Origin of the sequence: Pelagibius sp., assembly GCF_965249265.1 — a bacterium.
Lineage (GTDB): Bacteria > Pseudomonadota > Alphaproteobacteria > Kiloniellales > Kiloniellaceae > Pelagibius.
Window position 1 is genome coordinate 345,970 of the sequence record NZ_OZ252224.1, and the last position, 12,378, is coordinate 358,347.

At 61.3% G+C, this 12,378-nt stretch carries 12 protein-coding genes; 8 read left to right on the forward strand and 4 right to left on the reverse strand.

The genetic code is table 11. The features are described from left to right. Positions 1–103: 103 nt before the first annotated feature. The 5 genes from ACP146_RS01725 (at position 104) to ACP146_RS01745 (ending at position 5,349) form a co-directional block, all read left to right on the forward strand. Positions 104–613: a hypothetical protein gene (locus ACP146_RS01725; protein ID WP_422365040.1), complete on the forward strand. Its 510-nt coding sequence runs from the start codon at positions 104–106 to the stop codon at positions 611–613. A gap of 93 nt (positions 614–706) precedes the next feature. Then, on the forward strand, positions 707–1,675 hold the full coding sequence (locus tag ACP146_RS01730) for a GlxA family transcriptional regulator (RefSeq protein ID WP_422365041.1): 969 nt from the start codon (positions 707–709) through the stop codon (positions 1,673–1,675). Between the two features lie 150 nt (positions 1,676–1,825). Next, on the forward strand, positions 1,826–2,596 hold the full coding sequence (locus tag ACP146_RS01735; RefSeq protein WP_422365042.1) for an enoyl-CoA hydratase/isomerase family protein: 771 nt from the start codon (positions 1,826–1,828) through the stop codon (positions 2,594–2,596). Positions 2,597–2,600: 4 nt separating this feature from the next. Continuing rightward, positions 2,601–3,899: a phenylacetate--CoA ligase PaaK gene (gene paaK / locus ACP146_RS01740; protein ID WP_422365043.1), complete on the forward strand. Its 1,299-nt coding sequence runs from the start codon at positions 2,601–2,603 to the stop codon at positions 3,897–3,899. Between the two features lie 244 nt (positions 3,900–4,143). Next, positions 4,144–5,349 (forward strand): multidrug effflux MFS transporter, encoded by a 1,206-nt coding sequence (locus tag ACP146_RS01745; protein ID WP_422365044.1) that lies wholly within the window; start codon positions 4,144–4,146, stop codon positions 5,347–5,349. A gap of 14 nt (positions 5,350–5,363) precedes the next feature. Here the strand turns inward: ACP146_RS01745 and ACP146_RS01750 are convergent, their stop codons facing one another. Next, positions 5,364–5,831, reverse strand: a complete 468-nt coding sequence (locus ACP146_RS01750) for a PAS domain-containing protein (protein ID WP_422365045.1) — start codon at positions 5,829–5,831, stop codon at positions 5,364–5,366. Positions 5,832–5,941: 110 nt separating this feature from the next. Next, on the reverse strand, positions 5,942–7,456 hold the full coding sequence (locus ACP146_RS01755) for a UbiD family decarboxylase (protein ID WP_422365046.1): 1,515 nt from the start codon (positions 7,454–7,456) through the stop codon (positions 5,942–5,944). Positions 7,457–7,548: 92 nt separating this feature from the next. Here ACP146_RS01755 and ACP146_RS01760 point away from each other — a divergent pair, with 92 nt between their 5' ends. Both ACP146_RS01760 and ACP146_RS01765 read left to right on the forward strand, forming a co-directional pair. Continuing rightward, entirely contained in the window at positions 7,549–9,723 is a 2,175-nt protein-coding gene (locus ACP146_RS01760; RefSeq protein ID WP_422365047.1) for a GNAT family N-acetyltransferase, read from the forward strand. Then, positions 9,720–10,166 carry an ASCH domain-containing protein gene (locus ACP146_RS01765; protein WP_422365048.1) on the forward strand — a complete coding sequence of 149 codons (447 nt, stop codon included), beginning with the start codon at positions 9,720–9,722 and terminating at the stop codon, positions 10,164–10,166. The genes ACP146_RS01760 and ACP146_RS01765 overlap by 4 nt, the downstream gene beginning before the upstream one ends. 4 nt (positions 10,167–10,170) lie before the next feature. Here the strand turns inward: ACP146_RS01765 and ACP146_RS01770 are convergent, their stop codons facing one another. Together ACP146_RS01770 and ACP146_RS01775 are read right to left on the reverse strand one after the other, a co-directional pair. Next, complete coding sequence (locus ACP146_RS01770) at positions 10,171–10,617, reverse strand: NfeD family protein (protein WP_422365049.1); 447 nt, start codon at positions 10,615–10,617, stop codon at positions 10,171–10,173. Continuing rightward, positions 10,614–11,675, reverse strand: a complete 1,062-nt coding sequence (locus tag ACP146_RS01775; protein WP_422365050.1) for an SPFH domain-containing protein — start codon at positions 11,673–11,675, stop codon at positions 10,614–10,616. The genes ACP146_RS01770 and ACP146_RS01775 overlap by 4 nt, the downstream gene beginning before the upstream one ends. A 418-nt stretch (positions 11,676–12,093) precedes the next feature. Here ACP146_RS01775 and ACP146_RS01780 point away from each other — a divergent pair, with 418 nt between their 5' ends. Next, the gene (locus ACP146_RS01780; protein WP_422365051.1) at positions 12,094–12,345 is read left to right on the forward strand and encodes a DUF4170 domain-containing protein; all 252 of its coding nucleotides are present in this window, start codon (positions 12,094–12,096) and stop codon (positions 12,343–12,345) included. Positions 12,346–12,378 lie beyond the last annotated feature (33 nt).

Below are 12,378 nucleotides of genomic sequence, written 5' to 3' on the forward strand. Positions count from 1 at the left end.
GACGCGGCTTTGCGGAAGCGCCAGATAGCTGCGTAACCGCCGCCGCATCGGTTTTCCCGCCCTCTCTGCTCCCTGTCTTTTATGCTTAAGGAGACGAGTTCCAATGGCTTGGATCGAGCGTGGCCTCCTCAGTCGCCTGACCCGGCAAAACCCCGTCCAGTTCGCCTGGCTGCGCGATGCCGCCGCGGCCAGTCCCGGCATCTTCTGGAAGCTTCTGTTTTTCGGGCCGCTTGCCGGCCACCGGCGGGCGGCGCCCCGGGTCCTGATCAATATGGCGCGGATCGGCGCGCTCAGGGCGCAGGATTGCGGCGCCTGCCTGCAGATCGGGATCGACTACGCGCTGAAGGAAGGGACGCCGCGCGATGTCGTGCAGGCCGCTCTGCGGTCGCCCGAAGCCTTGCCGCCGCACGAGCGGATGGTGCTGGATTACGCTCAGGCGGTCGCCGGGAACCGGCAGGATCTTCCGTCTCTTGTTGAGGCGCTGCGCCGGGAACTCGGCGCGGCGGTGCTGGCCGAGCTTGCCTTTGCCGTGGCGACGGCGAGCCTGTTTCCGCTCGCCAAACGCGGTCTCGGCGTTGCCACTGCCTGCGATCCGGACGCGATCCGCCTCTAATGCACCCGGCTGCAATTTGCATGGAATAGAACCCGCTCGAGAGACGTGTTTCTGGGGGAGAACGCCGCGCCGCTCAGCCAGGATCAAACAGCGATGCACAACCTGACAATCGTTCTGCCGCCCGACCCGGTTCTTTTCGAGTTCGCGACGGCCTTCAGCATCTTTGCAATCGGCGCGAAGCATCACTATGCCGTGCGCGCCTGCCATCACGGCAGCGGTCCGGTCTCGGTCCACGGCGCCATGTCGCTTGCGGTGGAAGACGGCCTGGCCGCCGTCGAGACGGCGGACACGGTGATCGTTCCGGGTCTGATGGCGGACCTCGATCAGCCTTTGCCCGAGGTGCTGCTGCGAAGCCTGCGCCGGGCCCATGCGCGGGGCTGCCGCATGGCCTCGATCTGCACCGGTTCCTTCGTGCTGGCGGCGGCGGGTCTGCTCAACGGGCGCCGCGCCACCACCCATTGGAAAAACGTCGACAAGATGCGCGCGCTTTTCCCCAGGGTCCGCATCGATCCGGAGGTGCTCTATGTCGATGACGGCGAGATCCTGACCGCTGCCGGGGTGACGGCGGGGATCGACCTCTGCCTGCATATGGTGCGCAGCGACTTGGGCCAGGCGCTGGCCAACGACATCGCGCGCCACATGGTCTTCGGCCCGCATCGTGGCGGCGAGTACGCGCAGTACATTGAATGCCCGCTGGGCCCGGCGCGCTCGCGCAGCCTGGAGGCAACGCGCCGATGGGTGCTGGAGCGTCTCAACCAGCCGATCTCGGTGTCGCGGATGGCCGATCACGCCTGTCTCTCGGTGCGCGCCTTTGCGCGGCGCTTTCACGACGAAACCGGCAGCGCGCCGCACCGCTGGCTGGTGGCGCAGCGTTTGCGCCTTGCGCGGCAGTTGCTCGAAGAAAGCAACCTCCTGATCGACGAGGTCGCGCGGTGCTGCGGTTTCGGATCGACCCTCTCGTTTCGCGATCATTTCAAGCGTCAGCTACAGACCACGCCGAGCGACTATCGCCAGATGTTCCGCGCACACCGCGAGGCATCGCTTCTGCCCTCGGCAGCCTAGGGCGGTCCCCCTCAGGCATTGGAATCGGCATCTCTGCATCTGTTTTCGGTCACTTTCCGGCACCCCGTCTGGCGGTGTGCGGCTGCGGCGGCTACCTGATCTGCGGCACAGGCCCGGTCTTGTGCCGGCGCCGCGGAAACAGGAGTCGAGATGACGAAGACCTACGAGACCTTGGTGTTCTCCAAAACCGGCCCGCTGGGCAGGCTGGAGCTGCGGCGGCCCCATCGCCTGAATGCGGTCGATCTGCGCGCCGCCGACGAGCTTTTGGAACTTGCCAAAGCAATTGCCGCCGACCCGGCGCTTCGCATGGTCGCGATCACCGGCCAGGGGCGGGCCTTTTCCACCGGCATCGATCTGAAGGATCTGGAGGCGGGGCGGATCGAAGCGCGTTACTTCGAAGTCTGGGAGCGGGCGCTGCGCCTGTTTGAGACCATGGACAAGCTGGTGCTCTGCCTGATCCATGGCTATGCGCTGGGCGGCGGCCTTCAACTCGCGCTCGCCGCCGATGTCCGGATCTGCACGCCTTCGGCCCAGCTTGGTCTGCCGGCCGTCAAGGAGGGGTTGATCCCCGGTCTCGGGACCTGGCGGCTTGCCCGCTACGTCGGCCAGGGGCGGGCCAAGGCCATGATCCTGCGTGGCAACATGATCGACGGAATCGAGGCCCAGCGCATCGGCCTTGTCGATCATCTGGTCGAGGAGACCAATGTTGCAACGGCCTTCGAAGACCGGCTTGCCGACTATGCGAAATCCAATTCGGCCGGTTGCCGCTACGCCAAGGCCCTGGTGGCCGAGAGCTTCGAGAGCGGCTTCGAGGCTTTCTTTGCCCGTTATCTCGACCAGCAGGGGCGGGCGCTCACGGCACCGGATTTTGCCGAAGCCATGGCCGCCTATGGCGGCAATCGCGCACCGGACTGGGGTTGATCCGATGGCGATGCAACGTCAACACGGCTTTGATCCGATTGAGGCCGCCAGCCGCGACGAGATCACCGCCCTTCAGGTGAAGCGCCTGAAGTGGTCGCTCGGCCATGCCTATGAGAACGTCGCTCACTACCGCCGCAAGTTTAGGGCTGCCGGGGTGCGTCCCGACGATTTTCGCGAGCTGGCCGATCTGGCGAAGTTTCCGACGACAACCAAGGAGGATCTGCGCCAGACCTATCCCTTCGGCATGTTCGCGGTGCCGATGGAACGGGTGCTGCGCATCCACGCCTCCAGCGGCACCACCGGCAAGCCGACGGTGGTCGGCTACACCCGCGCGGATATCGATACCTGGGCCGGGCTGATGGCCCGCTCCATCCATGCCGCCGGCGGCCGGCCCGGCGACAAGGTTCATCTGGCCTATGGCTACGGCCTCTTCACCGGCGGCCTGGGCGCCCATTATGGGGCCGAGCGCCTGGGTTGCACGGTGGTGCCGGTCTCCGGCGGCCAGACCGCCCGCCAAGTTCAGCTCATCACCGATTTCGCGCCAGACATTGTCATGTGTACGCCGTCCTACATGCTGAACCTTGCCGAGGCGTTTCGCGCGGCAGGACGGGACCCCGCCGCGACCGCGCTCAGGATCGGGCTTTTCGGGGCGGAGCCCTGGTCGCCGGCGATGCGCCGCGAGATCGAGCGTTGCTGCGGCCTCGATGCCCTGGACCTCTATGGTCTGTCGGAGGTGATGGGCCCGGGCGTCGCCAACGAGTGCATCGAGGCGAAGGACGGCCCGGTGATCTGGGAAGATCATTTCTATCCCGAGGTGATGGATCCGCAGAGTGATCAGGTTTTGCAGGATGGCAGTTTCGGAGAGCTCGTTTTCACCACACTGACCAAAGAGGCTTTGCCGGTGATCCGCTACCGGACCCGCGACCTGACGCGGCTGCTGCCGCCGACGGCGCGCAGCATGCGGCGCTTCGAAAAGATCGCCGGCCGTTGCGACGACATGCTGATCCTGCGCGGGGTCAACATCTTTCCCGGTCAGTTCGAAGACCTGCTGTTGCGCGATGAAAGGCTGTCGCCGCACTACCTGCTGGAGCTTTCCCGCGAAGGGGCGCTGGACTCCCTGATCCTGAAGGTGGAGCCGCGTTGCGCCGTTGGCGGAGAGGCCGGCGCCGCTATCGCCCGTGATCTCGGCGCGAAGGTGAAAGACACCATCGACGTCACGGTCAGGATAGACTTGTTGGCGCCCGGCGGCATCGAACGCTCCGAAGGTAAGGCGGCGCGGGTGATTGACCAGCGACCAGCCTAAAGGCGGTCAAAGCGGCGTTTCGGCGTATGACGGCCCCCTTCGGGAGAGCCGTCATGCCGTCATTGACAAGCGGATTTGCGGGCCATAGCGTCGGAGCCATCCAAGTGGAGGATTTGTCGTGACCGCAGTCAGCATCGTATCGAAGCGAAGGCGCGGGAAGCCGTAACGGCTTCCGGTTCACGACGTGACGCGCCCCCGATAATGTCGGGGGTTTTTTGTTTCCGGAATTCAAAGGGATGCTGAAATGTCGGCTTTCCAACGGACGCCGCCCAAGATATTCACGCTGATCCTGCTGACGGGGGTTTCGATCCTCGCGCTGAACATGTTCGTGCCCTCGCTCGTCAACATCGCCGCCGATCTTGATGCCGATTACACCCTGGTCAGCCTGTCGATCGCGGGCTATCTGGCGGCGACGGCCGTCTTGCAGATCGTGATCGGGCCGATGTCGGACCGCTATGGTCGCCGGCCCGTACTGCTGATTGCCGTTGCGCTTTTCACGCTTGCCTCGCTGGGCTGCCTCTTGGCGCAGAACGTTTGGGTCTTCCTGTTCTTCAGGTTGCTGCAGGCCGCGATTGTTGCCGGTGGGGCGCTGTCGCGCGTGGTTGTGCGGGACATGGTGCCGCCGAAACAGGCCGTCAGTCTGTTGGGTTATATCGCCATGGCGATGGCAGTCGCACCGATGCTGGGCCCGATGGTCGGCGGCGCGCTCGACGAACTCTTCGGTTGGCGATCCAGCTTTCTCGCCTTTGCCCTGATGGGGGCCGCCCTCTTCGCCTTAGCGTGGTTTGATCTGGGGGAAACCAACCGGAACCCCTCGCAGACCTTCCGCGCCCAACTGCAGGCCTATCCGGTATTGCTGGGATCGGCGCGGTTCTGGGGTTATGCCGGCTGCATGGCATTTTCGACCGGGGCGTTTTTCGTCTTCATTGCCGGCGCGCCTTTGGTCGCAAGTACCCTGTTCGGGATTTCTCCGGGCATGCTGGGCCTCTACATCGGGTCGATTACCGGCGGGTTTGTTCTGGGAAGTTTCGCGGCGGCCCGCTGTGCCAAGCGGTTCGCGTTGGAAACGATGATGCTGGCGGGCCGGATCGTCGCCTGCTCGGGCCTTGCCGTCGGGCTGCTTTTGTTTGCCGCGGGTGTGATGCACGAACTTGCGCTCTTTGGGTCCACTATCTTCGTCGGCCTTGGCAACGGCATCACCATGCCCGGCAGCAACGTTGGTGCGATGTCGGTCCGTTCCGACTTGGCGGGCACGGCCTCGGGCCTCGCCGGCGCCCTTACGATGGGCGGTGGCGCTCTTCTGACTTGGACGGCGGGTATGGTGGTTACCGAAGACACGGGCGCGATGGCGCTCTTGGGGTTGATGTTCGTAACGTCGTTCCTGGGTCTGCTGAGCGCATGGTGGGTGCATGGACTCGCCAGGCAGCTGCCCGCCCGCGAAGAGTCGTGAACGAAAGACCCGCTCTAGACGAAGCCGACGGTCACGAAGAGCATGTTGACGTGTTCGCCGTCGTCGGAGAGCGGCATGATCAGATCCTCGGTGGTGAGGAATTCCTTGTTCTTGCCGACGTAGGGCGTGTCGCTGCTCAGCGGCGCGCGCTGTTCCGTGACGTGGCGGCAGGAAGCCCAGATTCGGCTCGGCGCTTTCTGATGGGCGATCTCACTCATCCAGAGGCCGGTGTAGCTGCCCATCATGTGTTCGTCCATCTTGGTGCCGATCAGCCGGTAGCGGAAGTCCAGCGGCTCGGCCCGCACGTCGAGCAGGAAGATGTGGGGCAGGATCTTATGAATTTCGGATGGTTCGATGTCACCGCGCGCGGGCATGCACCGCCCGCCGCGTTTGTCGTTCCAATACTTGAAGCCCTGCTGGTTTATCGGCGATTTCAGAGCCAGCAGCGGCTCGGGGGTATGGCCGGATAGCTTGCTAATCACGTCATACTGAAAACTGTTAGGAAATATGTCGGAACTATACGTGGACTTGGCTGTCCAGTTCCAGGTTATTTCCAGCCTGTTTGTTTCCAGCCGGGCTACTTCCAGCCAGCTTACTTCCAAATCGCCTTCCCGCTGCCGGGCAGGCCCAGATCCGGCCAGAGCCGGTCGATCCGGTCAATGGTCTCCTGATCCATGCGGATTTCCCGGCCCCATTCGCGTTTTGTTTCCGGCGGCAGCTTATCGGTGGCATCCAGGCCGATCTTGGAGCCGAGGCCGTCCTCGGGCGAGGCGAAATCGAGGTAGTCGATGGGGGTCTGCTCGAGCACCGTGATGTCGCGGGCCGGGTCCATCTTGGTGGAGATCGCCCACATCACGTCTTTCCAGTCGCGGGCATCGACGCCGTCGTCCACCACGATCACCCACTTGGTGTACATGAACTGGCGCAGGTAGGACCAGACGCCCATCATCACCCGCTTGGCGTGACCGGGATAGGCCTTCTTCATGGCGATCACCGCGATGCGGTAGCTGCAGCCCTCCGGCGGCAGCCAGAAGTCGGTGATCTCCGGGAACTGCTGCTGCAGCAGGGGGATGAAAACCTCGTTCAGGCCTTCGCCCAGGATCGAGGGTTCGTCCGGCGGCCGCCCGGTGAAGGTCGAGAGATAGATCGGGTCGCGCCGCATGGTCATGGCGGTGACGGTGAAGGTGGGGAAGGGCTCGACCGCGTTGTAATAGCCGGTGTGGTCGCCGTAGGGGCCCTCGTCCGCCATTTCGTCGAGGGAGACATAGCCTTCCAGCACGATCTCGGCCTGGGCGGGAACCTTCAGCGGCACGGTCTTGCAATCGACCAGATCGACCTTGCGGCCGCGCAGCAGCCCGGCGAAGTGATATTCCGAGAGGGTGTCCGGCACCGGGGTGACGGCGGCCAGGATGGTGCCGGGGTCGGCGCCGATCACCGCCGCGGCCGGTAAGGGATCGCGCTTCTGATCTTTCCAGCGCTGGTGATGCTGGGCGCCGCCGCGGTGTTTCAGCCAGCGCATGATGGTCTTGTTCCGCCCGGTCACCTGCATGCGGTAGATGCCGAGGTTGAAGGCGTCGGTCTTGTCGCCCCCGGGGTTGGGGCCTTGTGTTACCACCAGGGGCCAGGTGATCAGCGGCGCCGGCTCGCCCGGCCAGCAGGTCTGCACCGGCAGGCGGGTAAGGTCGATGTCGTCCCCGGTCAGCACCACGTCCTGGCAGGGGCCGTAGCCGACCGACTTGGGTTTCATCGCCATGACGGTTTTCAGCAGGGGCAGATGGCTCCAGGCTTCGCGCAGGTTGCCCGGCGGCTCCGGCTGGCGCAGGAAGGCCAGAGTCTCCCCGACCTCGCGAAGCTCCGCCGGTTCCCGGTCCATGCCCCAGGCAACCCTTTCGACCGTGCCGAAGAGGTTGGCCAGCACCGGCATCTCGGCCTTGCGGCCGTCGCTGTGGATCACGTTTTCGAACAGCACCGCCGGGCCGCCCTCGGCCAGCAGCCGGGTCTGGATCTCGGTGATCTCCAGTTCCGGCGCCACCGGCGCGGTCACCCGGACCAGCCGGCCGTCCCGCTCCAGCCGCTCGATAAAGTCGCGTAATGAAGAAAAAGGCATTCTGCTGATCTATTGATGATGTGTATTAATTGTTCTTCTGTGCCTTGATTTATTCTACCATAAGATGTTTTTCATCACTTTCCACAGCATCAATGACAAAGCTGCGTATTCTCACGTCGTACAAGGATGTCGCCCCATTCTTAGATAGCGTCCAGGCGTTGGCCGATTCTAATCGCCAGTCTTTAGGATTCTTTCCTGCAGTTGTTTATCACGACCTTGCCGCCAAGGGCAGCCTATGGGTGGCGCTTTCAGGTAAATCAGACCTAGCAGGCTTTCTGACTTTTGGCGGTAGCTCTTTGCAGTTGGGTGTAAAGCAACTCTTTGTCGACGAGAGGTTTCGTGGCCGAAAAGTCGGTACGTCTCTCGTAGATCAATTGATCAAGTACGCTGAGGCGAGAGACTACCTATCAATAAGGGCGCGAGTTGCGACTGATCTGAAAGAGAGTAATGCGTTCTGGGAGAGTGTGGGGTTCCAGCAGATCAAAAGAGAGGCGGGTGGCAAGTCGAGAAACCGAGAGATTTTTGTTCGTGTAAGGACCCTCCGGACTCGATCCTTGCTTAGTTGGATGGACGGAACAGAGAGTCAGCGTGAGACCGTCGTCAGCCTGCCGAGAATGCGCGTTGAGGTGACAAAGTCTAGAAAACATTTCGCGATTGATCTGAATGTCTTCTTCGACGTCACGAAAAACCGAAAGAAGTCATCAGATGCAGGATCACTGATCGGAGCCGCGATGGCCGGGTTGATTGATCTCTCGGTGACCAGCGAATTCCTATCTGAATTGAAGCGCTCGAAGCTAAATCGAAATGAAGATCCAATTCTTCAATTCGCTGAATCACTGCCAGTCCTTCCGCCGCTTAGCGCCAGCGCTGACGGTATCGTGAGCAGGCTAAGGGAGATCATCTTTCCCCATAGAGACTTGGAGAAGCGGCGGGCACCCCAGGAACAATCAGACCTCTTGCATATAGCCTCATCGATTCAGTATCGACTTGATGGCTTTATCACACGTGATGGTGACTTACTAAGGGCTGCAGAATCCGTCAAAGATGAGTTTGGAATCGAGATTGTTGCACCAGCGGACTTGGTTGATCCCAGTTTTGAGGACATTGCTCAAGTGCCGGTGATGAATGTCACATCCAAAGATCAGCGACAGATCATTGTTCAACAGCTGTCTACATCAGAGGAGAAAAGTGCAATTGAGTTCTTAGTGGCCTGCGGGCACGAAGAGCCAATTGCTCAGAGGATTCTTCGTCGGGGCACGTCTGCCAGCCCAAGAGAGGTACATGCTGCCTACCTTGATGGGCTAATCATTGCAGTTGCATCCTGGGATCACCCGACAACGTTCCACGAAGGGCTGGAGAGCTATCTAGTAGTCGATGAAACAGCGCCGCTTGCTCAGCAGGTGATCGATCATTTCATCGAATTGATTGTTCGAACCGCAACGCGTCCCTCGGTGTCAAAATGCCGAATAGAACTGCTCGCAGATCAGCCATTGACGATGAGCACAGCTCAATCACGCGGCTTTGGTGAGTTCCGTCGAGTTGGCGCTGGCCACTGGGCGGAGAAGCCTATGGCAGGTCGAATCGTCACAGAAGACGATTGGGTCCGGTTCCAAGCAAGATTGTCTTCCGCCACTGGGCTCAGGCTACCGAGTGAGATGCCCAGTTTTGAAGGCGTGAGAGAGTCCGGTATAGAAGTCTCTGACGAATCAGGACTTAAAGCGAAGCTGACCCTTTTTGATCTTGAAACTCTCCTGTCTCCCGTTCTATTTTTGTTCTCAAAACGTGGAGGTCTCATTCTGCCGATCAGGTCGCTATTCGCACGCGATTTGTTGGGAGATGTTGGGCGTCAATATGGCTTGTTGCCCAAAAAGGAAGCTGGCCTTCGATTGGAAAGGGCTTACTTCAGGACGCCTGCAAAGACAGCCATGTTCAAGGTTGGAACTCCGGTCATTTTCTACGAGTCTGGCTATGGCGGTGGTTCGAAAGCGGCTATCGGAGTTGCAAGAGTAACGTTCTCAAGTATCAGAGAAGTTGAGGATGCCGCGGTCGCATTTGAACGACAGGGCGTTCTCGATCAGAAAGAACTAGAAAGAGTATCGCGGAATGGCAGGGTCCACGTGATTACGTTTGACAACTTCAACAGTTTTGATCGAGCAATTTCATATGATCGGCTGGGAGATCTCATTGCGCTCCAGGCTAATTTGGTCGCGCCACAAGAAGTTGACAGTGATGCATTCGCTCAAATCTGCGAGGAGGGCTTCAGTTGAGCTTTCAGCAATCCGACTCCGAAGCCCTGATTTCTATCCGCCCGGAGTACGTGCAGGCGATGATTGAAGGTAGGAAGACCGTCGAGTTCCGAAGACGTAATCTGAAGCTTGCTCCCAATTCGAGACTTTGGATCTACAGCACCTTGCCTACCGCTGCTGTGACAGCAGTGGCTGTTGTTACAGGAGTGGACTCCGGGGCAGTAAACGCTATCTGGCGCCGTTATGGGAAACGTGGGAGCATTTGCAAAGCTGATTTTGATAGATACTTTCTTGGAGTTGATCAGGCATTTGCAATTGAGATCAAGTGCGTCTCAGTGCTTTCGAACGGTATTGATTTATCGTCTCTACGAACGGTAGTTGATGGATTTCAGCCACCGCAGACGTACGTAAGGGTGCCGCAAGGGCATCCGTTCCTGCCTTTGTTTGAAGGCGCTGTCGCCTAGGGCATTAAGCGCGTTCGACCTGCAATACCGTGCCTTCGATGCCGACGACTTTCACCTTGGTGCCGGCGGGCATGTCGTCGCCCTCCACCTTCCAGCGCGAGTCGTCGATGTGGAGCAGGCCGTTGCCGTCGGTGATCGGCTCTTTCAGCGTGAAGCTGCGGCCGACGTAGCTGGCGCCGCGCTTGTTCAGCATCGGCTGGTCGCTGACCGGCGCCGGGCGGTTGCGCAGCACGAAGCGCCAGGCGACGATCGACACCACAGAGACCACGGCGAAGAGCAGCAATTGCATCTGCCACATCATGTCCGGGGCGATCAGCAGCACCAGGCCGACGACGCCGGCGGCGATGCCCATCCAGAGGAAGACCGCGCCGGGGGCAAAGACCTCGATGCCGATCAGGAAGACGCCGATCACCCACCAGTTCCAGTATTCGATCTGTTCGAAGCTGATCATGAGGGCGTACTCCCGCCGCCGGCGCTGCTGCCGCCTGCCGTGCTGCCGCCGGCAGAACCGCCATTTGTGCCGCCGCCCGTGCCGCCGTTTCCGCCGCCGCGCGGCGCATCCCAGGGGCCTTTCGCGGCCTGGCGCTGCTCCATGGAATCGCGGGCGATCTCGGCGATGCCGCCGATTGCGCCGATGACCCCAGCGGCATCGACCGGCAGGAAGAAGGTTTTCTGATTGGCCGAGTCGGCGAACTTGCCGAGCGCATCGACATAGCGCTGGGCGACGAAGTAGTTCACGGCATTCACATCGCCGCGGGCGATGGCTTCGGAGACCATGGTGGTGGCCTTGGCTTCGGCCTCGGCTTCTCGCTCGCGCGCTTCGGCATCGCGGAAGGCGGCTTCGCGGCGCCCCTCTGCCGCCAGGATCTGGGCCTGCTTCTCGCCCTCCGCGCGCAGCACCTCGGCCTGGCGGTCGCCTTCGGCCACCAACACAGTGGCGCGTTTGTCGCGTTCGGCCTTCATCTGCCGCGCCATGGAGTCGACCAGATCGGCGGGCGGGGTGATGTCTTTGATTTCGATGCGGGTGACCTTCACGCCCCAGGGCTCGGTTGCATCGTCGACGACCTTCAGCAGGCGGTTGTTGATGTTGTCGCGGTTGGACAGCAGTTCGTCCAGATCCATGGAGCCCATCACCGTACGGATGTTGGTCATGGTCAGATTCAGAATGGCGCGTTCCAGGTTGCGCACCTCATAAGCCGCCTGGGCGGCGTTCAGGACCTGATAGAAGACCACGCCGTCGACCTGCACCAGGGCGTTGTCGCGGGTGATGACCTCCTGCGAGGGCACATCCAGCACCGTCTCCATCATGTTGAGCTGCGCGCCGATGCGGTCGATGATGGGGACCACCATGCCGAGGCCGGGGGGCAGGGTCTTGGTGTAGCGGCCGAAGCGCTCCACCGTGTAGCCGTAACCCTGGGGCACGGTCTTGACGCTCATGGTAACGATGATAATGGCCAACACGACGATGGCGATCACCAGGATGCCGAAGCCTGTAATTTCAAAGGGCATGGTCTTGGGGTCTCCGCTCCGTAGATCCGTCTCCGCCGCGGGATTGTTCTGCGACGCGCCGCCTGGCGCCGACGAAGCCGCCTCACATTCCGGTGAGGAAACTATCGGTCCGGTTCCAGCCTGCCGGGGCCAATCTATCCTGTGTTGAGTGCGCAGGGAAAGCTCGGGGGAAAGCTTGGGGGCAAGGACGGCGCGCGCCGTCACGAAAGCAGGCGGGAAAACCTGGAAAATTCTGGGGTTCAGCGGTGGCTCTCGGCCCCGAAAGAGGGCCGCCGCCGCTCCTGGCACCCCAATCTTGGTAGGCCACATTAACCAACTTGCAATGCCGTTTTGGGACTATACATTGCGCTTCACTTATCCTTATTGTTGACAGTGTCTTGGCAGGATTTGTGTGGAGTCGCACGAAGCCCAGCGCAGGATGCCTGAGGCATTTTTCAAGTTCAGAGGCTTGATCCGGATGTTGCAGTACTATGTGGTCGGCGGTGAATACAAGGACACGAGGTTCCGTGAAGCCGTCGGCGGAAATGAACAGTGGTTTGGCCCCTTTACCGACTATGAGGCGGCAAAGGAAGAATGGGCCAAGCACGCCTGGCAGACGGTCGATGATTGTACGACCCGTTATCGGATCGAATGCATCGACAATGACGGGCCGCCGCCCTGCACCGATTGACGGTGTACGGACTGACGGCACAGCGGCTGACGG